We start from the raw sequence: 22,736 nt of genomic DNA on the forward strand, positions 1-22,736 counted from the left end.
AGCGCCGGTGGTCTGCCGAAGCGTGATCCGCTGCGTGATCCGTTGAGCAGTCTGCCGCAGCGGGAAAGCACGGGCGGTCTACCGCAGCGCGATTCGGCCTCGAATGGTCTGCCGCAGCGGGACGCCGGTTCGGGCTTGCCGCAGCGGGATTCCGCTTCCGGTGGCCTCCCACAGCGTCAGTCGCCCGGGAACGGCCTGCCGCAGCGTCAGTCGGGTGCGCAGCCGCCGAGCGGCCTGCCCCAGCGCGACGGTCTGCTACCTTCCCGCGACAGCCTGCCGCAGCGGGAGTCGGCTGCTACCGGTCTGCCCCAGCGCGATCCGGGAGCGACCGTACTGCCGCGCAAGGAAGTTCCGCCGGGTGTCGGTCTGCCGCGACGGGATCGTGGTGCGGCACAGCCCGTGGCCAGCGGTGAGACACCAGCGGTGTCCGAGAGCGGGGCGACGACCGCACCGCGCGATCCGGGCCGGCACAGCTTCAAGCCCGATCCGGAGAAGGCGGCGTCGTTCTTCCAGACCAGGTTGCAGCCCGCGGTCGACTCTGATTCGGTGATGGGCGGGACGCCGATCTTCGCCGAAATGATGTCGGCGTGGCTATCGGATCCCAACCAGGACCGGTCCCAAGTCGCTGCCTCCTTCGAATCACCCGGCGACGAGGGCTGGCAGGCGGCCCGCCGCGCCAGCGAGGCCCAGACCGAAACAAAGACGGCCGCCGGGTTGCCTCAACGCAATCCGGGCGGGAGGCTGGTCCCCGGCGGTGTCACCGGCAACGCCGATCGCGCGCCGCGTCGCGATCCAGAAACGATCAGGTCCAGCTTGAGTCGTCACCAGCAGGGCGTCCGGGATGGCCGCGCAATGAAGGCAATGAACCTAACCGGAGATAAAGGAGACCGATGAACCCCGATCTAGGTGGTACGAATCGTCAGCTGGATTGGCTGGTTTCGAACTTCGCCAACGAGGTTCCTGGCGTAGCTCATGCCGTCCTGGTCTCGGCTGACGGCCTACTCATGGCGGCGAGCGCGCAGCTGCCGGTGGACCGTGCCGAACAGCTCTCGGCCGTTACCGCCGGACTGGCCAGCCTCTCGGTAGGCGTCTCGAATCTATTCGAAGGCGGCACCGTGCTGCAGTCGGTGGTCGAGATGGAGCACGGCTATCTGCTACTCATGGCAGTCGGCGACGGCTCGTATCTCGCGGTGCTGACAAATACTTCCTGCGATATCGGCCAGGTGGGCTACGAAATGGCCCTGTTGGTCGAGCGTGTTGGCCAGACGGTGCAGGCCACGCCACGCGTCACGATGGGTTCCTGATGGTGGGATGGACATAGACGATCACCGCATGGGGAGCGCCGAGCCGAGTCTCGTTCGCCCATACTCCTTGACTGCGGGCCGGACCAGGCCCGCGGTCGAGTTGGCGTTGGAGGCACTTGTCGCATCGCATCCGGTCGCCCTGGAGCGGCAGTTCGAACTGACCAACATCGAGACGTCCATCGTGGAGTTGTGCAGAGAATCGCCGTCCGTTGCTGAAGTAGCGGCGCGTTTGGGTATCCCCATCGGGGTGGCCCGCGTGCTCGTGGCCGACCTCATCGAGGCCGGGCATGTGCGAGTTTCGGCGACTTTGAAAGACGATTCCAGCGACGATGAACGTCGCGAGCTGATCGAAAGGGTTCTCAGTGGACTCCGGCGTATTTGATTCGACGGCACAGGTCGATACCCGCACCAGCAAACCGACTTCGGCAAAGATCGTGGTCGCTGGCGGCTTCGGTGTCGGTAAGACCACGTTGGTGGGTGCCGTCTCGGAGATTGTTCCGCTGCGCACCGAGGCGTTGGTGACCAATGCCAGTACCGGAATCGACAATCTGACCGGTATTCCGATGAAGTCGACCACCACGGTGGCGATGGACTTCGGCCGGATCAGCCTCGCCGACGATCTGGTGCTGTACCTGTTCGGTACGCCGGGCCAGTACCGCTTCTGGTTCATGTGGGACGACCTGATCCGCGGCGCCATCGGCGCCGTGGTGCTGGTCGACACCCGCAGGCTCGAGGACAGCTTCGCGGCCGTCGACTACTTCGAAGCGCGCAATCTACCGTTCCTGGTTGCGCTCAACGAATTCGACGACGCACCGCGGTATCCGATCGAGGACATCCGTCAGGCCCTCGCGGTGCCTGCGGATGTGCCGATCCTGTCCATCGACGCCCGTCGGCGCGAACCCGCCAAGCAGGCGCTCGTCTCGCTCACCGAGTACGCCCTACGCAAGGTCATGCAGGGCTACTGAGCCTTCGCGACTGTCGCGTTGGTCCCGAATCGAGTGGCTGAGCCTTACCCACACCGCCGGCTCCGCCGGCTGCCATCCCCTAGGCTCGCTCGGTGAGGATTTCGGCGCGGGAGTTGCTCGGGCAACTGCTCGACTCGGACTCGTATATCAGCTGGGACCGGCCACCGGTGACGGTGGCCGCATCCCCGCGATACCGCGAGGATCTGCACAAGGCCGAGCTGGCGGCCGGTACAGATGAAGCGGTGCTGACCGGTGAAGGTCTGCTGCGTGGTCGACGCGTGGCCGTAATCGCCTGCGAATTCGCCTTTCTGGCGGGTTCGATCGGGGTGGCCGCGGCCGAGCGCATCGTCTCGGCGGTCGAGCGCGCCACCGAACTCGGCCTGCCCCTGGTCGCGTCGCCGACCTCCGGCGGTACCAGAATGCAGGAGGGCACAATCGCTTTCGTGCAGATGGTGAAGATCGCGGGTGCGGTCGCGGTGCACAAGGCGGCCGGGTATCCGTATCTGGTCTACCTGCGCAATCCAACGATGGGCGGCGTCTTCGCGTCCTGGGGTTCGCTGGGGCATATCACCTTCGCCGAACCCGACGCACTCATCGGTTTTCTCGGTCCGCGCGTCTATAAGGCGTTGTACGGCAGGGATTTTCCCGAGGGTGTGCAGGTCGCGGAGAATCTGTACCGCAGCGGCGTGATCGATGGGGTGCTGCCCGTTTCGGTGTTCCGTCGGATCGCGCATCGTGCGTTGAGCGTGCTCAGCGGTGTGCCGGATCCTGTTGCGGCGGGACCTGGTTGGGCCGCGCCGGTGCGTGAGACCGCGAATGCGGCCGCGGATGTTCCGGCTTGGGAATCGGTTCGGATCTCGCGCCGCCCAGGTCGGCCCGGTATCCGTGACCTGTTACGCCATGTGACGCAACGGGTTCCGCTCAGCGGCACCGGGCAGGGCGAATCCGATCGCACCATGGTGCATGCGCTGGCCCGCTTTCGTGGACAGCCGTGCATTGTGTTCGGCCATGACCGCGCGGGTCAGCAGGGTGAACACACCATGGGCCCCGCTGCATTGCGCGAGGCCCGACGCAGTATGGCGCTGGCCCAGGAATTGCGGCTGCCGCTGGTGCTGGTGATCGACACGGTCGGTGCGGCACTGTCGAAGGAGGCCGAGGAGCGTGGGCTCGCCCCCGAAATCGCCCGCTGCATAGCCGATCTGGTAACTCTCGACACCCCGACCGTCTCGGTCCTGCTCGGTCAGGGCACCGGCGGCGGCGCATTGGCGCTGCTGCCGGCCGACCGCGTCCTGGCCGCTACCCATGGTTGGCTTGCGCCGCTGCCACCGGAAGGGGCGAGCGCCATCGTCTACCGCGATACCGACCATGCCCCCGAGCTGGCCGACGCACAGGGCATCCGCGCCACGGACCTGCTCGCCGACGGTGTCGTCGACCGCATCGTCCCGGAATTTCCCGACGCCGCCGACGAACCGGTCGACTTCGCCCGCCGCATGGTCGCCGCCATCGCCGAAGAGCTCACCGAGCTGCGCGCCCGTCCGCTCGACGAGATTCGTGCCTCCCGCCATACCCGCTATCGTCGCCTCGGTCGGCCCTGACGATCCCCGGTAACCAGTAGAAACGCGCTCCCGTCCGGAAAACCGGTGGTCAACACACCAGGGGTTCTCGTTGACGACGCGGCGCGGCACTTCTACGGTCGGAATGTGACCTTCAGAAGCGAGACCAGCGCCATTCCCTCGATCGTGCTGAACGACGGGAACGTGATCCCGCAGCTCGGCTTCGGTGTGTTCCAAGTGCCGCCGGAGGACGTCCAGCCGGTTGTTACCGCTGCGCTGGAGGCGGGCTATCGCAGCATCGATACGGCCGCGATCTACGGCAACGAGGAGGGCACCGGCCGTGCCGTCCGGGAATCCGGGCTGCCGCGCGACGAGGTCTATCTCACCACCAAGCTGTGGAATTCCGACCAGGGCTACGACTCCACGCTGCGCGCGTTCGACGCCAGCATGGCTCGGCTCGGCCTGGACTACCTCGATCTCTATCTCATCCACTGGCCGGTGCCGCAGGCCGATCGCTTCGTCGAGACCTTCAAGGCCTTGCAGACACTGAAGGCGCAGGGCCGGGTGCGTTCGATCGGTGTGTCGAACTTCACAGTCGCTGATCTGGAGCGGGTCATCGGCGAGACCGGCGAGATCCCGGCTGTCAACCAGGTCGAACTGCATCCCCGGCTCGCGCAGCGCGAGCTGCGCGCGTTCCACGACGCCAATGCCATTGCCACCGAGGCGTGGAGTCCGCTCGGGCAGGGCACGCTGCTCGATGATCGCACCATCGTCTCCATCGCCGACGAGGTCGGCGGTACCCCGGCCCAGGTACTTATCCGCTGGCACCTCCAGCAGGGCATTGTCGTGATCCCGAAGTCGGTCACCCCGTCCCGCATCGCCGCCAACTTCGACGTCTTCGGTTTCGAACTCACCCGTGACCAGATGAACGCCATCAACGCACTCGACAAGGGCGCCCGCATCGGCCCCGATCCGACCACGTTCACCGCCGGGCTGCTCTAGAACTTTCAGCGCAGGCCGAGGTGGGCCGTCAGCTCTTGGGCCGCGGCGCGCCCGGCTCGGTTGGCGCCGATGGTGCTCGCGGATGGGCCGTAGCCGATCAAGTGGATGCGCGGGTCGACGGCTACCTGGGTGGCGAGGCGGCCGGTCATGGTGATGCCGCCGCCCGGACCACGCAGGCGTAGCGGGGCCAAATGGTCCAGGGCACTGCGGAATCCGGTCGCCCACAGGATCACGTCGGCGTGCTGGAACGAGCCGTCGGGCCAGCGCACCCCATCCGGTTCGATGCTCGCGAACATCGGATGACGCTGCAGCGCACCTCGAGCTTGTGCGGCGCGCAGTCGATCGTCGAGCCGCAATCCGGTGACCGAAACCACAGACCCCGGCGGCAGACCGTGTCGCACACGATCCTCCACGATGGCGACGGCCGCGCGGCCGTGCTCCTCGGCGAAGGGGGCGTCACGGAATGTCGGTTCGCGTCGAGTCACCCAAGTGGTGGTCGTGACCTGCGAGATCTCGTCCAACAACTGAACGGCCGACACTCCGCCGCCGACCACCACGACATGCTTGCCCGCGAACTCGTCGGCGGTGCGGTAGTCGTGAGTGTGCAGTTGGCGGCCGGTGAAGGTCTCTGCACCCGGATAGTGCGGAATGAAGGGATGTTCCCAGGTGCCGGTGCCATTGATCAGGCCGCGCACCCGGATCGTGCCCGCGGTATCGGTCTCGACATTCAGCGTCGTGCCCCGCCCCGCCGCGAGATCTGGCCCTGCGGCACAAGGGCTTCCGTCGGTATTGCGGTCGCAGACCACGGTCACCGAGACCGGTCTGCGCACCCGCAGATCGAATCTCTTCTCGTACAACTCGTAATAGCGCGGCACCGCGGTGGCCGCCGATACGGCGTCGGAATCGGGGGGCAATGTCTCGGCGAAGGACATGCCCGGGAGGTCGTGTACGCGATTGACAGTGGTCAGGGTGAGCGATGGCCACCGAAACTGCCAGGCCCCACCGGGTCCCGGCGCGTGATCGACGATGAGGAAGTCCCGTTCCGGGCGCAATCCGAGGCGCTGCAGGTGGTAACCGGCCGACAGCCCGGCCTGACCAGCACCGATCACCAGGATGGAGAAGTCTGTCGGCACAAACCGAGATCGTATCGGCTTGGTCGGTATGTTCCGCCACCTGTGGCAGAGTTGATGTAACCACTCGAACCGGTCAGTTGGGGAGGATGCATGCTCGACGTTAGCCGCGATGGCGATGTCGTCACTATCGAACTACAGCGCGAGGAGCGGCGTAACGCGCTGAACTTCGAACTCGTCACTCGGCTCCGCGAAGCAGTGTTGACCGCGGCCGAGGACGCCAGGGTGATCGTGCTCACCGGTCGTGGATCCTTCTTCAGCGCGGGCGCCGACCTATCCGGGGTCTATGCGGAGGAATTCCTGACGGCCCTGCCCGACATGCTGCACACCATCGAATCCGTCCCGGTCCCGGTGATCGCGGCGATCAACGGCGGTGCGCTCGGCGCCGGCGTGCAGATCGCGCTGGCCTCGGATCTGCGGGTTATGGATCCCGACGCCTATATCGCCATTCCGGCCGCCAAGCTCGGCATCACCGTCGACCGCTGGACAGTGCGGCGGCTGGCATCGATGATCGGCGGTGGCCCGGCCCGGACCATGCTGCTCGGCGCGGAATCGGTATCGGCCGCCGATGCCTACTCCTTCGGCTTCGCCAACCGACTCGGCACGCTGGCCGATGCACAGGCCTGGGCCAAATCGATCGCCCAGCTGGCTCCGCTGTCGCTGCGGCATATGAAGTTGGAGCTCAACGATGACGGCACCCGGGATCCGGAGAGCGCGCAGCAGCGTGCGGCGCTGGAGGCGGCGTGGACCAGTCAGGACGCCCAGGAGGGGCGGTTGGCCAGGGCAGAGAAGCGCGCGGCGAAATTCGTGGGGCGATAAATGAATCTGAAGAAGATAGTGGGCATTGCCGCCAGTGCACTCGGTGTCACCTGGGTGGTGCGCGCGGTCTGGGACATCCCGTCGGCGATCGGCGCTTCCATCAATGCCATTCAGCCCTACGCCACCGGCGCGGTGAGCTATCGCAATCGGCAGTTCCACAACACCGAGCCGAGCACCCAGTTCGTCTCGGGAGCCGCTCCGTCCCTGCTGATTTCGGCGCTGACCCGGCGTAATGCCGGTCGTCCGCGCAATGCGGTTCCGTTGGCGACACCCGACGTGCCGACCGAGGCCGCCGATCTCGCGGTCACCTGGTACGGGCACGCATCGGCGCTCGTCGAGGTCGACGGATACCGGATTCTCACCGATCCGGTTTGGAGCGAACGGGTTTCGCCGTCCGCGCTGGTCGGTCCGGCCCGGCTGCATCCGGTGCCGACGCCGCTGTCGGAACTGCCGCAGGTGGACGCGGTGCTGATCTCGCACGATCACTACGACCATCTGGACAAGGCGACGATCCGTCAGCTGGTGGTCGGACAGGCCGCGCCCTTCCTGGTGCCGATCGGCATCGGCGCCCATCTGCGGCACTGGGGCGTGCCCGAACATCGCATCGTCGAATTGGATTGGGGCGGTTCGGTTTCCCTCGCCTCGCTGGGCCGTGAACGCGACGGCACGGATCTGGTGCTCACCTGTACCGAGGCGCGGCACTTCTCCGGACGCGGCCTGGTGCGCAACACCACACTGTGGGCGTCCTGGTCCATCATCGGCCCGACGCGGCGGGTCTACTTCGGCGGTGATACCGGATATACCAAGGCTTTCGCGGAGGCAGGCGCCGCGCTCGGACCGTTCGATCTGACGCTCCTGCCGATCGGCGCCTACGACGAGGCATGGCCGGACATCCACATGAACCCGGAGGAGGCGGTTCGCGCACATGCCGACCTCGGCGTCGGCGATCCGGGACACGGACTGCTGGTGCCCATCCACTGGGCGACCTTCAACCTGGCCTTCCACGGGTGGTCGGAGCCGGTACGCCGGATGGTCGCGGCGGCACGGGCGGCCGGTACCGCGGTGGCGGTGCCGATGCCCGGCCAGCGCATCGACCCCAATGACCTGCCGAGCCGGGATTCCTGGTGGGAGGATATTGGGTGAATACCTAGGTTCGTCGACAGGAAGGAATGCAGGCATGAGTCTCGTGGACACCCTGAAAGGCCTCGTCGGCAAGGGTAGGGACGCGGCAGCCGAGAACGCCGACAAAATTCACGATGCGGTCGACAAGGCCGGTGGGTTCATCGACGAGAAGACCGGCCACAAATACTCCGACAAGATCGGCAAGGTGCAGGAGGCCGCCAAGAAGGCGGTGCCGTCGGACAAGTCCGCACCGAAGCCGCCGACGGCCGCGCCGGAGGAGCCGCCTGTGCCACCCGCTCCCGAGCCCGAAGAGCCGGGACAGCCGCAGGCCTGATCTGTGGCGGGGACCGACAGCTGTCGGTCCCCGCCTCTAAACTTCATTTATGGTGACCCGCCGGAAATTCGGTGGCAGCCCGGGCCGGCCGGGCATCGAGGTTGAGCTGAGCAACCTCGACAAGGTGCTGTATCCGGCGACCGGAACCACCAAGGGCGAGGTCATCGCGTACTACTCGGCCATCGCGCCCGCGATGCTTCCGCATATCGCCGGAAGACCGGTCACCCGGAAGCGCTGGCCCAATGGGGTCGACGAATCATCCTTCTTCGAAAAGAATCTCGCCGAGCACGCACCGTCGTGGCTGGAGCGCCACACCATCGAACATTCCGGCCGCAAGGTCGTCTATCCGGTCATCGATTCCGAGGCCGGACTGGCCTGGATCGGACAGCAGGCCGCGCTGGAAGTCCATGTGCCGCAATGGCGTTTCGACGGTGACAAGGTCGGCTACGCCACCCGGTTGGTCTTCGATCTGGATCCGGGGCCGGGTGCGGGACTGGCCGAATGCGCGCGGGTCGCGCTCGCGGTGCGCGAGATGGTCGAGGGCATCGGGCTGCATGCCTTCCCGGTTACCAGTGGTAGCAAGGGAATTCACATCTATGTGCCGCTGGATCGGGAGTTGAGTCCGGGCGGCGCGTCCACCGTGGCCAAGCAGGTGGCGACGAATCTCGAAAAGCTGCACCCGGATCTGGTCACCGCGACGATGGCGAAATCGGCGCGCGGCGGAAAGGTCTTCCTGGATTGGAGCCAGAACAATCCCGCCAAGACCACCATCGCACCGTATTCGCTGCGCGGTCGCACCGAGCCGAATGCGGCCGCACCGCGCACCTGGGCCGAGCTGGAGAGCCGGAAAAAGCTGCGGCACTTGCGCTTCGACGAGGTGCTCGCCCGATGGCGCGATTACGGCGATCTGCTCGCCGAATTGGATCCGCCCAGTTCGAACAGCGATGCGCTGACGAAATATCGACAGATGCGCGATGCCTCGGCGACCCCGGAACCGGTGCCGTCCGAAACGCCTACGCCAGGGGCGAATGATCGGTTCGTCGTGCAGGAACACCATGCGCGGCGGCTGCATTGGGACGTGCGGCTCGAACGCGACGGCGTGCTGGTGTCATGGGCCGTCCCGAAGGGGCCACCGACCTCGTCGGATCAGAACCGGCTCGCTGTGCACACCGAGGATCATCCGTTGGAGTACTTGGACTTCCACGGCGCGATACCGAAGGGGCAGTACGGCGCGGGGGAGATGACGATCTGGGATTCCGGCACCTACGACACCGAGAAATGGCGCGAGGACGAGGTCATCGTCACCTTTCACGGCAAGCGACTGCGTGGTCGCTACGCGATGATCCGAACCAATGGCACCCAGTGGCTGATGCATCTCATGCGCGATCAGAATCCGGCCGAGGCAGAGACGGACCGGGTATCCAGTGGTCCGGTCGGCCCCGAGGCGGCGTTCATCGTGCCGAGACCGGCTGGGCCCGTGCCCTTTCCACGTGGGCTGCAACCGATGCTCGCCATCCACGGTGAGGTCGCCGATCTCGATGATGTCGAGTGGTGCTTCGAAACCAAATGGGACGGCTTCCGGCTGATCGCCGAAATAGATTCCGGGACACTGACTCTGCGCAGTCGAGCGGGCAATGTGGTGACCAAACGCTATCCGGGTATGGCGGTGCTGGCCGAGGAGTTGGCCGGACACAACGTGGTGCTCGACGGTGAGGCCGTGGTGTTCGACGATCACGGCGTCGCGAATGTCGGTCTGCTGCAGGCTGATGCGGCGCGCGCGGTCTTCGTCGCCTTCGATGTGCTGTATCTGGACGGGACCTCCCTTATCCGCAAGCGGTATTCGGATCGGCGTCGGGTACTGGAAGCGATCGCCGCCAACGCGCCGTCACTGCGGGTGCCGCCGCGACTGGACGGCTCCGGTGCCGAAGCGCTGCGCTACAGCCAGGAACAGGGCCTGGAAGGTGTGGTCGCAAAGCGCAAGGATTCGGTGTATCTGCCAGGTAAGCGTGGACATTCGTGGGTCAAGCAGCGCAACTGGCGCACCCAGCGGGTCCTGATCGGCGGCTGGCGGCGCAGCGACGCTCGCAACTTCAAATCGCTGCTGGTCGGCATTCCGCACGAGGGCAGGCTGTATTACGTGGGGCGGGTCGGCACGGGGTTCAGCGAGCCGGTCATGCGGGATCTGGCCAAAAGGCTCGGCAAGTTGGAGCGGAAGACCACACCGTTCGACAACGACCTCACCGCCGAGGAACGCGAGGACGCGGTGTGGGTGACCCCGAAACTCAGCGGCACCGTGCGCTTCATGAACTGGACCGAGACCGGCCGCCTCTGGCATCCGGCCTGGCTCGGCGAGATGTGACGGCGGTCGCTGATGGTTTGCCAGGTCATCGGGGAGTTCGCTCGGTATCGTTTGTTTGCGGTTGTGTCGGTTCGAAAAAGAGGAGTGCGCGGTGGATTTCAAGAACCTGGCGAACAAGGCGCTGGACCTGGCCCAGCAGAATGCGGACAAGGTGGACACGGCCATCGATAAGGTGGGCGATCTCGTCGACAAGCAGACCGACGGCAAGTTCGCGAGCCAGGTCGACGCCGCGCAGGATGCCGCCAAGAAGGCCGTCCGCAAGGACAGCTGATTCGCCGACCCTTTCGAGCGACCTGCAAGCAGTCGCTACGGCGTGGCGGACCGGGTGTACCGATCCGCCATTCCCGCGGTCAGCTCTGTTCGCGGGCGAGCAGCGGAATGATGGTCGCGCTGTCGGTGACCATCGCGTGGCCCTGGAATTCGAAATCGTCGTAGGCGCGTGCCATCGCTTCCTTATCGCGGCCGCCGACGGCATCGCTGATGATCACCGGCACGAAGCCGAGATCGGTCGAATGGGTGACCGTCGGCGCGATGCCGATCTCCAGCGCGACACCCGCGATCGCGTATGCGCCGATGCCGAGATCGCGCAGCACCGCGGCCAATGGCGTGCCCTCGAATGCCGACATCGAGGTCTTGTCGAAGACCACCTCGTCCGCCGTCGGCCGCAGCTCCGGAACCAGTTCGAAGGCCGGGGTATCGCGCTGCAGGATGAACTTCACGTCGTCGACATTGTCGACCTGCTGCCAGCTCATGGCCATTCGCAGCGCGAAGGTGCCACTCAGGCGCCGCGGCAGGAAGAAATGCCGCAGGAAGATGATCGGATATCCGCCGCGCCGTGCCGCTTCGACCACCCGCGCCACCCGCTCGATGATCTCCGGACCGTCCGGTAGTTGGGACAGCACACCGACCTGCATGTCGTAGACGATCACCGCCATGCGGTGCGGCGCACACACATCGGCGAGTCCTTCGGGAATGTCCAGTCCGTTGCCATGCCGCATGGTCAGCTCACTCCTGTTCGATGCCGGTCACATTCGGGGTACGGCCCGACGGTGATTCGGTTGCGCGATAGCCACTTTCGAAGCGCGCCGCGGCGTGCTTCGTCCCAACTGTAACCATGTCGGAAATCGGACACACACGGCGTCGCCGATGCCCGCTCGTGCCCGTTGCTGGGGCTCTGATCAGGCAGTACGGTGGTGGCATTCGAGGCCGGGCGAAGTCGGCGCCGACGCGTTCCCGGTGCACTGTGCGTCGCGCCGCGTCGGAACACTGGAGGCCCCGATGAAAACTTTGTTTGCACCATTCGTCGGCGGGAACCGGAGATCCGGTGCGATATCGATCCTTATCGTTCTCGCGGTCGTGGCGTTCGCATTCGTGCCCGTTGCCAGGGCGGTGCCGCCGCCGGATCAGGACCCGTTCTACGCGGCACCGGCCGATGTGGCTGCACAGCCCGACGGTGCCGTGCTGCGGACCCGCTCGATCGCGTTGTACGGTCTACCGCTTCCGGTTTCGGCCTGGCAGGTGCAATACCGGACCAACGATACGAACGGCTCGCCGATCGCGGGTATGGCCACCGTGCTGGTGCCGAACTGGCCGTGGTTCGGCCCTGGCCAGCGGCCCCTGCTCTCGTACCAGATCGCCGAGGACAGTCTCGCCACCCGGTGCGCGCCGTCGTACGCGCTGCGGGGCGGCTGGGATCTCGGCGGCGCGAATACCTATATCGATACACCGTTCATCGCCGAGGCGCTGCGCCGCGGCTGGGCGGTGGTGACAAGCGATTACGAGGGGCCGGACTCCCGATTCCTGGACGGCGTCAACTCCGGCCGTGCGGTGCTCGACGGCATCAGGGCGGCCCGCGCGCTCGCACCGGACGGAGTCGGTCCGGCGAGCCCGATCGGGGCGTGGGGCTATTCGGGCGGTGCCTTCGCGACGCTGTGGGCGGCGCAGATACAACCGGAGTACGCACCCGATATCCAGTTCGCCGGGCTCACCTCGGGCGGGGTGCCCGCCGATTGGACAGCCATGGCCCATAGTGTCGATGGCACCGTGCAAGCAGGGCTGGCCATGCTCACGTTGCTCGCGATCGCGAAGAACGAGCCGAATTCCGGTGTGCCGGATCTGCTCAACGAACGCGGTCGCATTGCTCTCGCCGAGGATGGCTCGGCCTGTGCTCCGGATCTGGTCTTCAAGTACTTCAATGCGCATGTGGACGATTTCGCGGCGGTGCCGGATATGTTGTTCCATCCGGTATTTCGGGCCGCGACCGACCGCCAGGAGTTGGGCGGTAGTGCGCCGGTCATGCCGATGTACCTGTACCACAGCACCACCGACGATGTGATCCCGGTCGCGGGCTTCACCGATCTGGTCGGCCGATACTGCGCACAGGGCGCTGATCTCACCTCCGTGCATTCGGCGCTGCCCGGACACAATTTGACCGCCATCGGTGAGGCGGCCGGTGCGATGGGCTTCCTTGCCGATCGCTTCGCGGGTGTCCCGGTAGCTTCCGGCTGTCACGGCTGATAAACGAAAGATGCGGCGCGCTACGAGGATTCGCCGCGCGCCGCGTTCGGAGTGCTGGTTGCCGTTCCTACTTGACCGGCGCGTCCTGCCATTTGGTGGTGCCTGCTGGGGCGCCCAGGGTGCTGAGCAGATCGATGCCCGCGATGATCAGTGCCGGTCCGCCGACCACGAGGGTGCCGATGATGCCGCCGATACCCGCGCCCGCGATGACGCTGGCGATGACGGTCGGCCCGCCGATGATGCCGGTGAGCCCGACCAGGGCGCCGATCACCGTGCCGAGAAAGCCGCCGATGGCGGTGGCAATGCCGAACTGGGACAGGAAGTTATCCTGTGCGCGCAGATTCTCCCGGGGCGACGCGACCGGCGTGGCCGCCTGCCGCGCCTGGGTGTAGTCCTTGACCGCGGTCAACTCCAGCACCCGGCCCGCGTCGCGGATCTCATGCGGCATGCTGAATTCCAGGCCGTCCTGCCGGAACGACAGCGGTAGCGTGACCACCGTATTACCCGCGATGTCCTTGATATCCACGGTGTTCGCGGACAACTGGAACGACCCGTTGGTCAGCGTGGTGACGATCTTGTCGCCCAACAGTTTTGTCTCGTACCCGATGTCGGGTACGGGCGCGGCATCCGGCTGCGCATACGAGGTGCCCGCGCCGACCGCGACAGCGGCGACGATCGGCACGGCTGCCGCAGTGATCTTGCGGAGAATCATTCCGGTGGTCCAATCTTCAGCAGTTCTTGCAAGCCGTAGCAACGCTCCGCACGCGAAAAATCCTCCCCCCGACGCTGTGCAGAGCCACGATGTGATCTAGAGAACGCGCTCCGAGAACACATTACCGCGTACAAAAGGTTTAGAGGATTGCTTTTCGGGGTATTCGATATTGCTCACATGACGAATCTTGTTATAGCTCTACGCTATCCGGTCAGGCCCCCGGCTGCTGCAGGACATTGATCGCGCGGGCGATCACCAAGATCACCAGGACCAGTGAGATCGCCGACTGCAGCATCATCGTCGCCTTCGCCCACCGCGACATCGGCATCACGTCGGTCGGGCTGAACGCCGTCGCATTGGTGAACGCCAGATACAGATAGTCCAGGAACTGTGGCTCCCAGTCGGGTTCGGTCAGGTCCGGACTCTGCATCTGCACGAACAGGAAGTCCGGCAACGGCTTTCGCGCATGCGCGCGGGCCGCGGGGCCGCCGCGATCGAACTCCCAGTACCAGAGTCCGAACACCACCACATTGGTCAACCAGACCGCACCGCCCGAGACGAGCAGTTGCACGGGATCGCTGAGGGTTCCATTGATCAGTTGGAGGACCAGTCGACCCGCCGAAACCGCCGTGGCCAGACTCAACAACCCGGTCAGCAGGAGGCCGCCGTTGCGCAGCCATTGCTCTTCCCGGTCGAGCCGGAACGGATTCGCCACCACCAGCACACCCAGCAACAGGACCTCTAGTACGGGCAGCACCAGCCAGGCGGGCTGCTGCCGGAGCTCCTTCGGCGCGATCTGCAACACCACGATCATCAGTACGGCGAGCGTCGCGGCCCACCGCGATTCACCCTCCGTCTTGCGTTGCCAGGCAGGTACATCGTCGTCTTGGTCCGGCACAGGCGCCAGTATCGCCGATCAGGTGAGCAGATCGAGGACGACCGCGCCGAGGCAGACCGCGATGACAATCGTCAGCGCGATCGCGTCATTGCGTCCGGGGGCGCTCGGGCGGGCGGTGAGCTGGCCGGTGCCGCCGCGCGCGGAGATGGCCTCGCCCAGTTCGGTTGCCCGGCGGCTGGATACCGCCATCGCGGCGGTGAGGATATCGACGAGCGGATTATCGGCGGCGCGAGTGAGCAGGCCATCCTTCGGGCGCAGTCGGCGCGCCGCCCGCAGCACCCGGATCTCGTCCATCAGCAGCGGCAGTCCGCGCAAGGTCAGCGCGATGACCACGGCCCATTCGTCCACGGGCACGCGGAATCTGCGCAGTGGGCCGCCGAGTTTGGCCAGTGCGGGGGCGATATCGCCCATCGGGGTGGTCCAGGCGATCAGGAACGAGGAGGCCAGCAGGATCAGGCCGAAGACGGTGACATTGGTGTAGCGCAGCACGGATTCGCTGCCCACCGGCACATTGAGCAGGGCGCCGATGCCGATCGCGGCCCAGAACCACCACGGCAGGCGCGGCAGTGTGCTCAGCGGCAGTCGGGCCATCACCCCGATCGCGATCAGGAATACGACCATCAAGCCGAGTACCGGCCAGGACGGCAGGAACATCAGCACCACACTGATCAGGAACGCTCCGATGATCTTGGTTCCAGCCCAGAGGCTGTGCACCGGACTGGAAACCGGCACTTCGCGGAACAGCACCGTACTCATTACCGACCTCCGTTCCCGAGTCGCCAGGCCGGATCGCCTGGGCGCGTTTCCGGCATTGTCGTGCAGGAATCCAGCTGGTGTGCGGGCACATTCGCGGTATCGCGGATCGGATCGGTCTCCAGAATGCGTCCGGACTCGAGGTGTACGGTCCGGTCGCAGACCGCGGCCATATCGTGCACGTCATGTGAGATGACGATCAGGGTGAGCCCGGAATCGCGCAGGCGGGCGAGCAGTTCGACGATTTCCGCGCGACCGTGCGGATCCAATCCGGCCAGCGGTTCGTCGAGCACGACGACCGGCGCGTGGCTGGCCACAATCGCCGCGAGCACCACGCGCTTGGCTTGGCCGCCGCTGAGTTCTTCGATGGAGCGCGCGGCCAGTGCGCGATCCAGACCGACCGCGTCCAGTGCGCGTCCGACCGCACCGGATCCGGTGGCCCGTCCGCCCCAGTCCGCGATTTCGTCGCCCACCGTCTGCTTCTGCAGCTGCAGCCGGGAGTGCTGGAACGCCAATTCCACCCGGCCGATCTGCTTCGCGATCGGCTTACCGCCCAATTCGCAACGACCGGAACTGGGTTCGATCAATCCGGCCATGATCCAGGCCAGTGTCGATTTGCCGGATCCATTGCCGCCCACCACGAGTAGCGCCTCGCCGCGCCGGACGGTCAGGTCGACGCCGTGCAAAGCCGGTGCGGCCCAAGGTGTTCCGTGGTTATAGGTGTGGCGGACCTCGCTCAGCTGCAGGATGGTTTCGCCCATCGGCCGACGCCGGATCTCGCCGGCCGGTCGCGGCCAGGCGGGCAGCCGCTCCACGGTCCGGCCACCGGCCAGATGCACCACCCGGTCGGCGGCGGCGGCATCGGCCTCGTGATGGGTTACCAGCACCACCGCCATCGGATGGCGTTTAGGCAATTCGGCCAGGAGTGCGACGAGATCGCGGCGACCGTCCGGATCGATCATCGAGGTGGCCTCGTCGGCAATAAGCAGCGCCGGGCGGCGGGCCAATGCCGCGGCCACCGCCAGCCGCTGCTGCTGGCCGCCCGAAAGCGTCGCGGTCTCGCGATCGCCCATACCGTCCAGGCCGACCTCGCGCAGCAGACCATCAATATCGACCGCGGCGGCGAGTTCGGTGGACAGACCCCACACCACATCGTCGGCGACGAGCACACCGAGCGTTTGACTCTCCGGCCGCTGCAGCACCAGCGCGGTGCCACCCAGATGGCCGAGGCCTGCGGCGCCCGGACGGTCCACGCTGCCGGTGGACGGCGGATGTCCCGCGAGCAGTCGGGTCAGTGTCGATTTGCCCGATCCGTTGTGGCCGACAATGGCCACGAATTCGCCGGTATCGACCGTGAGATCGATGCCGGACAGCGCATCCACCGGCGCGCCCGGATAGCGGAAGCCGACCTCGCGCAGTCGCACCGGCAGTGGTGCGATCGGCCGGTCGTCGGGTTGTGCGTCGAGCCGATCCCGACTGGGCAGCCAGGACAGCCGGTCGAGTACCGAGCCGAGTACGAACCAGGAGATCACTGCCGTCGCGACGATGCCCGCCAGCACACCACCGCCGATCAGGACCCACCACCAGCGGATCGCGGCGTCCGCGGCGTCGGCGACTCCGCGTCCGAGGGGTTCGAGCTGGGGCTGCCGCGCCGCCGTCTGCTCCAGGCCCTCCGCGGTGCTGCGGATGGTCTTGAACAGTAGATCCCGGGACCGGGACAGTACGAACAGCGATCCGACGGCGAAGGCCGCGAAGCCGAGACCGGCGATTACCGACAATCCGAGCACCGCGGGCAAGCCGCCGCGGCGACGTTTGACGATGCCGATAATGCCCGCGATGGTGGCCGAGCTGAGAATGCCGAATGCGGGCACGAGGCCCGCCGCGACGAAGCAGACCAGCACGGCCGAACCGGTCGCGGTGATAAGGGCGCGCAGCCGATAGCGGTGCGCGATCATGGCCAGCGGCACCGCGGCGACCAGCTGCAGCGCCGCGGCGAACGGAATCAGCGCACCGACGGTGACCAGGCCGACGGTGGCACCGCCGAGTACCGCCCCTACCGCCAATTCGATCGGGCGCAGCGGTCCGCGCTCGGTGGGGCGGGCGGGCAGATCACTCACGGGGTCAAGTCTGCCAGGATCCTGTGGACAGTTCGTGTGGTCTTCCTGTGGAGAGCGTGAGGTCATGACTGCGCCTCGCTGGCGCTCGGCTCCGTCATGACCTCGAAGAGGCTGTGTTGATTTGCTCGCTCTGCTCGCTAGGCGACCCGGGTCAGCTCGTAATCGGCGGCCTTCAGCTTGCGGACGCGACGGCGATAGGCGAGCTGCGGCCCCGGCCAGTTGTTCGTGATCCGGCCCGAAGCGGTGCGATACCAGCTGGAGCAGAAATTCCACGGTGTGCGCGCGAGGCGCTGCTGAACCGCGGTATTGAATTGCGCCTCCGCCTCGGGACGCACCTCGAGCACGTGGCCGGGACGTTCGGCGAGCAGTTGGACGGCCTGGCGGATATAGCGGGCCTGCGATTCGATCATGTAGGTGATCGAGCCGACGCCGAGATTGGTATTCGGTCCGTAGACAAGGAACAGATTCGGGAAGTCGGGCACGGTAATGCCGCAGTAGGCGTGCGCGCCGCCCTGCCAGGCATCGGAGAGCTTGCGGCCCGCGCGGCCGTAAATATTCATGGGCCAGAGGAATTCGGTGCCCTTGAACCCGGTGCCGTAGATGATCACCTCCGCCTCGTGGACCGTACCGTCGGCGGTGCGCACGCCGTTCGGCACGATTTCGGTGATGGCGGTGGTCTCGACCTGCACATTCGGTTCGAGCAGAGCCGGGTAGTAGTTGTTGGAGAACAGGCCGCGCTTACAGCCGATCGGATAGTCGGGGGTGAGTTTGGCGCGCAGTTCCGGGTCCGGGACCTGTACTTCCAGATGTTTCGACGCGATTTTCGCGACCAGTCGTACGATCCACGGGAACTCGACAAGGCCGAGCGCGATGAATTCGGCGATGGCCCACCAGCCGAAGCGTTCGACGAGCAGGGCGCCGGGCAGCCGGGCGAAGAGTTTGTGCTGGACCGGGGTGTAGTCGGTATCGAATTTGGGCAGCACCCAGGCTGCTGTGCGCTGGAACAGGGTGAGGTGTTCGACCCGCGGCTGGATCTCCGGAATGTACTGGATGGCGCTGGCGCCGGTGCCGATGCAGGCGACACGCTTACCGGCCAACTCGACGCCGTGATCCCATTCGGCGGAGTGGAAGGCCTGACCGGTGAAGGTGTCGATGCCGGGAATGTTCGGCAGGGCGGGCCGGGACAGTTGGCCGACCGCGGAGATGAGCACGTCGGCGGTTCGGGCCGTGCCGTCCTTGGTCCGTACGGTCCAGCGGCCGGAACTGTCGTCGAATTCGGCGTCGGTCACCTCGGCGCCGAAATGGATCGCCTCCAGCAGGCGGTGCCGCTGGGCGATACCGCGCAGGTAGTCGTGGATCGCGGCCTGTCCGGAATACCGCTGCGGCCAATCCGGCTTGGGCTCGTAGGAGAACGAGTACAGCGGCGACGGCACATCACAAGCTGCGCCGGGGTAGGTGTTCTCCCGCCAGACCCCGCCGATGTCCGTGCCGCGCTCCAGGATGGCGATATCGTCGAAACCGTTGCGCCGCAATTCGATTGCCATCCCTACGCCGCCGAAACCGGCGCCGATGATGATGACCGAGGGCCGTTCGCCAGCTGTCATTTGTGGCACTCCTCACAGCACTGTAGATGAGTTCCACTCTAAGACTGCTGGTCGCGTATGTGGGCTGATCCTTTCGAGCGACCTGCAAGCAGTCGCTACGGATGCTATCGAGATTTTCGGCCATAATGTCCGCTGTGGAGCGGGTACAGGATCCGGGCATCCGCGACTGGAACTTTCCGCGCGGCATCGCCAGCGTGGCACTTATGGTCGGCTATGCCGGTGAGCAAGGCGTGCCCGTCGCGCGCATGCTCGCCGGAACCGGGCTGACCGAGGCCATGCTGCACGATCCGGATGCGCAGATCGACGCCCGCACCGAACTCGCCGTCATCCGCAATCTCGTCCGCGAACTCGCCGATACACCCGCGCTCGGTGTCGAGATCGGTCGCAGGTATCGGATCACCACCTTCGGCATTTTCGGCTTCGCCTGCGTCAGCAGTCCGACGCTCGGTGAGGCGATCTCGTTCGCGCTGCGCTATCTGGAGCTGAGCTTCACCTTCTGCCTGCCTGTCGCGGAATGGGGGAAGGGCGAATTCATCGCCTGGGTGCACGACGAATCGATTCCGGCCGATGTGCGCCAGTTCCTGGTCGAACGCGATGTGACCGCCATGCATCAGGTCATGAGCGATCTGATCGGTAAACAGCTGCCGCTCACCAGGGCCGAATTCCGTTTTCCCGAGCCGGCATACGTCGATCGGATCATGGCGGTCACCCAGGTGCAGCCCCGTTTCGGACGGCCGCACAACCTGTTCGCCATCGATCCGGCAATGCTGGAACAGCCATTGCCGCAGGCGAATGAGCACACCTGGGCCATGTGCCTCGCGCAATGCCGGGATCTGGTGGATCGACGCCGAGCCCGCACGGGTATCGCGGCCGAGGTGCGCGAACTCCTTGTGCCCGGCGGTGCGGACGGATTCGCGGCCCCGCGTGGAATCGACTCCGTCGCACGTGATCTCAATATGAGCACTCGCACCCTGCGCCGTCACCTCGATGCGGCGGGTACCAGCTACCGCGCGCTGCTGGACGAGGTGCGCCGCGCGCTCGCCGAGGAAATGCTCACCGCCACACCACTTTCGGTGAGCGATGTGGCCATCCGGCTCGGCTACGCCGAATCCTCCACCTTCATCTACGCCTTCAAGCGCTGGACCGGCGCGACACCGGCCGCCTACCGCCGCGAGCGGGCCGTGCGCCGCTGATTCGGCTGCACGCCGATCCGTCCGCCCATCGCAACGCTGCGGAAATGCGTTGTGATGCGGTGATTTTCGTCGATGACGTGCAGGGCGATGGCCGGATCCGGCGCGTAGTCCATCACCCGATGGGGGAGTTCGAGTTCCCACTCCCCGCCGAGTACAGAGGCGGTGCTCGGGGAGATCAGTAGCGGGCGGCCCGCGAAGGTGGTCGTGGCGGCGGAGTGCGCATGTCCGGTGATCACACCGACAATGCGTTTGTCGGCGGCCACCACCTCGGCCAATTTTTCGGGCTCGGCCAGCGAGATCTCATCGATGACCGGACTGAACAGATGTGCGGGCGGATGGTGCAGCGCGAGGAGTACGGGCGCGTCGGCGGGTGCGGCGGCGAGTACGCCGCGCAGCCAGGCGTAGGTTTCCTCGGCGAGTCGGCCGCCGGATTCGCCAGGGACGCTCGAATCCAGCAGGGCCACAGTCAGATTGCCGATCCGGTGTGCGTGGTTGATCGGCGCGGTCGACGCGGATTCGCCGAGCAGGATCGTGCGGAAGGCGGCGCGGTCGTCGTGATTACCGGGCAGGGCGTAGACGGGGATATCGGTGTCGAGTGCGACGCGCGCCTCGGCATACTGCTCGGGCTTACCCGAATCGGTGATATCGCCGGTCACCAGAATGGCATCGGGCCTGCGTCGCAGATCGGCGAGATAGGCCATGACCCGCTCGACGCGTTCGACATTGCGGGTGCCGAGATCGAAATGGGTATCGCTGACCTGAGCCACCAGGATCATCGGCGTTCGCTTTCTCTGGGGGATCGCTCCATTGCGTCAGAGGGTGTCGGCATCGTGTGTCGGCACGTCTACAGGCTAGATGACCTGCGGGTTCCGCGTCGTCATGAGGCTGACCACCGGTAGAAGGCCGCCGGGTCGGAAGTGGTCGCGCGCACACCGGGTCAGCTCGACTGGTCGATGACCGATGCCCACAGCGTTTGCAGTGACCGCAGGAAGGACTTGCGATCGGCGGCTGGGAGCTGGGACAGCAGTCGGTTCTCCTGCTCCTGGATATCGCGTTGTGCCTGGTCGCGGGTGTTTCGACCGGCTGGGGTCAGCGAAACCAGGCGTGCGCGCCGGTCGGCCGGATCGAGGTCGCGCCGGATCAGGCCGCGCTGCTGGAGTTCGTCGAGTGTGCCGATGATGCGTGTCTTGTCCGCGCGGATCTTCTTGGCCAGCGCGGCCTGGGTGTAGACGGGTTCGTCGCCGAGTCCGAGCAGGACCACATAGCCCCACATGGTCAGGCCGTGTCGCTCGAGTATGGGCAGTTCTGCCATGGCGAGGGCGCGGCCGAGCGGCGCGATCATCGCGGCGAGGTCGGGGCGCTTTTCCGGCATGGGTAGAAAATACCGCTTGGCATATGATAAGCATGAGCTTACGATAAGCAGGAACTTATAAATTTGGATGTATCGAGAGGAAAGCGATGACCACCGATTCCGACACCGCCGCCGGGTTGCAGACCCTCAAATCGCTGGGGACACAGGTCGACTTGATCGCCCTCAATGCCCAGGCCGTGCGCACCAGCATCGAAGTCGTTTCCCAGCTGACCACCGCCGATCTGACCAAGCCGACGCCGTGTGTTGGCTGGACGCTGCACGGGTTGCTGGCGCACATGATCACCCAGCACTACGGCTTCGCGGCCGCCTCCCGCGGTGAGGGGGATCTGTCGCTGTGGCGGCTGCGTCCGCTTGGCGATGACCCGGTCGCGGACTACCGTGCCGCCGCCGAACATGTGCTGGCGTCCTTCGCCGAGGACGGCGTGCTCGACCGGACCTTCCCGCTGCCGGAGTTCACCCGCGCCTTCGAATTCTCCGGAGCCGAGGCGGTCAGCTTCCACTTCATCGACTACGTCGTGCACTCCTGGGATGTCGCCCGAACCCTCGGCCGCACAGTGCATTTCGACGACGACCTGCTCGCGGTCGCACTATCGGTGGCCGAAGTCGTCCCCGGCGGCCCGGCCCGGCTGGCCCCTGGCTCCGCCTTCGGGCCGGTCATCACCTGGTCCGGCGAATCCGTGCTCGACGAGATCGTCGCCATTCTCGGGCGGTCACCGAGCTGGCCTGAGTAGTGTCGCTCGAGCGTATTCACCGCGCATCAATTATCTTGCCGCGCATGGAGTTCCCTGGTCATTCCGTGCGTGTGCAGCGGTGAGCCCGTGGGCAACTTCTCCTCTGCACTCCGCTCTGGTGCTGCCGCCCCGCGTAGATCCCTTCTCGCGACAGCCGCGACACATCGGCGGTGATTGCCGTGCGTGATTTGGCCTCCCGCGCATGGAATATTCCGTGCGCGCCGGGCTGGAACGTGCGCGGCGGTGTGCCC

The 22,736-nt window shown here is 66.0% G+C and carries 22 protein-coding genes and 1 pseudogene; 14 read left to right on the forward strand and 9 right to left on the reverse strand.

Features of this window, described 5'->3' with window-relative positions; translation table 11 throughout:
• The 6 genes and pseudogenes from ON44_RS04290 to ON44_RS04315 all read left to right on the forward strand — a co-directional run.
• Nucleotides 1–894 (forward strand): annotated as a pseudogene (locus ON44_RS04290) (sensor histidine kinase); the annotation flags it as partial.
• On the forward strand, nt 891–1,304 hold the full coding sequence (locus ON44_RS04295) for a roadblock/LC7 domain-containing protein (RefSeq protein ID WP_011207200.1): 414 nt from the start codon (nt 891–893) through the stop codon (nt 1,302–1,304). The pseudogene ON44_RS04290 and the gene ON44_RS04295, both read left to right, overlap by 4 nt.
• A gap of 7 nt (nt 1,305–1,311) precedes the next feature.
• Complete coding sequence (locus ON44_RS04300; RefSeq protein WP_040686485.1) at nt 1,312–1,686, forward strand: DUF742 domain-containing protein; 375 nt, start codon at nt 1,312–1,314, stop codon at nt 1,684–1,686.
• Nucleotides 1,667–2,269 carry a GTP-binding protein gene (locus tag ON44_RS04305; protein ID WP_174414979.1) on the forward strand — a complete coding sequence of 201 codons (603 nt, stop codon included), beginning with the start codon at nt 1,667–1,669 and terminating at the stop codon, nt 2,267–2,269. Before ON44_RS04300 ends, ON44_RS04305 begins: the two co-directional genes overlap by 20 nt.
• 92 nt (nt 2,270–2,361) lie before the next feature.
• A complete protein-coding gene (locus ON44_RS04310) occupies nt 2,362–3,864 on the forward strand; it encodes an acetyl-coenzyme A carboxylase carboxyl transferase subunits beta/alpha (RefSeq protein ID WP_040686486.1) in 1,503 nt (500 codons plus the stop codon).
• A gap of 105 nt (nt 3,865–3,969) precedes the next feature.
• Nucleotides 3,970–4,824: an aldo/keto reductase gene (locus ON44_RS04315; RefSeq protein WP_040686502.1), complete on the forward strand. Its 855-nt coding sequence runs from the start codon at nt 3,970–3,972 to the stop codon at nt 4,822–4,824.
• 5 nt (nt 4,825–4,829) lie between these two features.
• Here the strand turns inward: ON44_RS04315 and ON44_RS04320 are convergent, their stop codons facing one another.
• Nucleotides 4,830–5,957, reverse strand: a complete 1,128-nt coding sequence (locus tag ON44_RS04320; protein ID WP_040686487.1) for an NAD(P)-binding domain-containing protein — start codon at nt 5,955–5,957, stop codon at nt 4,830–4,832.
• Between the two features lie 90 nt (nt 5,958–6,047).
• Between ON44_RS04320 and ON44_RS04325 the strand changes: the two genes are divergently transcribed.
• The 5 genes from ON44_RS04325 to ON44_RS04345 all read left to right on the forward strand — a co-directional run bounded on the left by ON44_RS04325 (nt 6,048) and on the right by ON44_RS04345 (nt 10,859).
• Nucleotides 6,048–6,773, forward strand: a complete 726-nt coding sequence (locus tag ON44_RS04325) for an enoyl-CoA hydratase (RefSeq protein WP_040686488.1) — start codon at nt 6,048–6,050, stop codon at nt 6,771–6,773.
• The gene (locus ON44_RS04330) at nt 6,774–7,916 is read left to right on the forward strand and encodes an MBL fold metallo-hydrolase (RefSeq protein WP_051181500.1); all 1,143 of its coding nucleotides are present in this window, start codon (nt 6,774–6,776) and stop codon (nt 7,914–7,916) included. It begins immediately after the preceding gene.
• A 34-nt stretch (nt 7,917–7,950) separates the two neighbouring features.
• Nucleotides 7,951–8,229, forward strand: a complete 279-nt coding sequence (locus ON44_RS47660) for an antitoxin (protein WP_040686489.1) — start codon at nt 7,951–7,953, stop codon at nt 8,227–8,229.
• Between the two features lie 49 nt (nt 8,230–8,278).
• A complete protein-coding gene (locus ON44_RS04340; RefSeq protein ID WP_040686490.1) occupies nt 8,279–10,588 on the forward strand; it encodes an ATP-dependent DNA ligase in 2,310 nt (769 codons plus the stop codon).
• A gap of 91 nt (nt 10,589–10,679) precedes the next feature.
• On the forward strand, nt 10,680–10,859 hold the full coding sequence (locus tag ON44_RS04345) for an antitoxin (RefSeq protein WP_040686491.1): 180 nt from the start codon (nt 10,680–10,682) through the stop codon (nt 10,857–10,859).
• Between the two features lie 79 nt (nt 10,860–10,938).
• On the opposite strand, the gene ON44_RS04350 is transcribed toward ON44_RS04345, so the two are convergent.
• Entirely contained in the window at nt 10,939–11,586 is a 648-nt protein-coding gene (locus tag ON44_RS04350; RefSeq protein ID WP_040686492.1) for a cysteine hydrolase family protein, read from the reverse strand.
• Between the two features lie 280 nt (nt 11,587–11,866).
• Here ON44_RS04350 and ON44_RS04355 point away from each other — a divergent pair, with 280 nt between their 5' ends.
• Complete coding sequence (locus tag ON44_RS04355; protein ID WP_157187045.1) at nt 11,867–13,105, forward strand: lipase family protein; 1,239 nt, start codon at nt 11,867–11,869, stop codon at nt 13,103–13,105.
• A gap of 67 nt (nt 13,106–13,172) precedes the next feature.
• Here the strand turns inward: ON44_RS04355 and ON44_RS04360 are convergent, their stop codons facing one another.
• The 5 genes from ON44_RS04360 to ON44_RS04380 form a co-directional block, all read right to left on the reverse strand.
• Nucleotides 13,173–13,817: a DUF8020 domain-containing protein gene (locus ON44_RS04360; protein WP_040686493.1), complete on the reverse strand. Its 645-nt coding sequence runs from the start codon at nt 13,815–13,817 to the stop codon at nt 13,173–13,175.
• Between the two features lie 211 nt (nt 13,818–14,028).
• Nucleotides 14,029–14,715 carry a DUF1345 domain-containing protein gene (locus tag ON44_RS04365; protein WP_040686494.1) on the reverse strand — a complete coding sequence of 229 codons (687 nt, stop codon included), beginning with the start codon at nt 14,713–14,715 and terminating at the stop codon, nt 14,029–14,031.
• 18 nt (nt 14,716–14,733) lie between these two features.
• Entirely contained in the window at nt 14,734–15,471 is a 738-nt protein-coding gene (locus tag ON44_RS04370; RefSeq protein WP_040686495.1) for an energy-coupling factor transporter transmembrane component T family protein, read from the reverse strand.
• On the reverse strand, nt 15,471–17,585 hold the full coding sequence (locus ON44_RS04375) for an ABC transporter ATP-binding protein (protein ID WP_040686496.1): 2,115 nt from the start codon (nt 17,583–17,585) through the stop codon (nt 15,471–15,473). The genes ON44_RS04370 and ON44_RS04375 overlap by 1 nt, the downstream gene beginning before the upstream one ends.
• Before the next feature lie 137 nt (nt 17,586–17,722).
• Nucleotides 17,723–19,189 (reverse strand): flavin-containing monooxygenase, encoded by a 1,467-nt coding sequence (locus ON44_RS04380; protein WP_083897648.1) that lies wholly within the window; start codon nt 19,187–19,189, stop codon nt 17,723–17,725.
• A gap of 125 nt (nt 19,190–19,314) precedes the next feature.
• On the opposite strand from ON44_RS04380, the gene ON44_RS04385 reads away from it, so the two are divergent.
• The gene (locus ON44_RS04385; protein ID WP_040686498.1) at nt 19,315–20,382 is read left to right on the forward strand and encodes an AraC family transcriptional regulator; all 1,068 of its coding nucleotides are present in this window, start codon (nt 19,315–19,317) and stop codon (nt 20,380–20,382) included.
• Here the strand turns inward: ON44_RS04385 and ON44_RS04390 are convergent.
• Together ON44_RS04390 and ON44_RS04395 are read right to left on the reverse strand one after the other, a co-directional pair.
• Nucleotides 20,352–21,158: a metallophosphoesterase gene (locus ON44_RS04390; protein ID WP_040686499.1), complete on the reverse strand. Its 807-nt coding sequence runs from the start codon at nt 21,156–21,158 to the stop codon at nt 20,352–20,354. The two genes, ON44_RS04385 and ON44_RS04390, sit on opposite strands and share 31 nt — an antisense overlap.
• A gap of 161 nt (nt 21,159–21,319) precedes the next feature.
• Nucleotides 21,320–21,754, reverse strand: a complete 435-nt coding sequence (locus ON44_RS04395; RefSeq protein WP_040686500.1) for a MarR family winged helix-turn-helix transcriptional regulator — start codon at nt 21,752–21,754, stop codon at nt 21,320–21,322.
• An 86-nt stretch (nt 21,755–21,840) separates the two neighbouring features.
• Between ON44_RS04395 and ON44_RS04400 the strand changes: the two genes are divergently transcribed.
• Nucleotides 21,841–22,485 (forward strand): TIGR03086 family metal-binding protein, encoded by a 645-nt coding sequence (locus ON44_RS04400; RefSeq protein WP_051181503.1) that lies wholly within the window; start codon nt 21,841–21,843, stop codon nt 22,483–22,485.
• Nucleotides 22,486–22,736 lie beyond the last annotated feature (251 nt).

The organism is Nocardia vinacea NBRC 16497, from assembly GCF_000308835.1.
Taxonomy (GTDB): Bacteria; Actinomycetota; Actinomycetes; order Mycobacteriales; family Mycobacteriaceae; genus Nocardia; species Nocardia vinacea.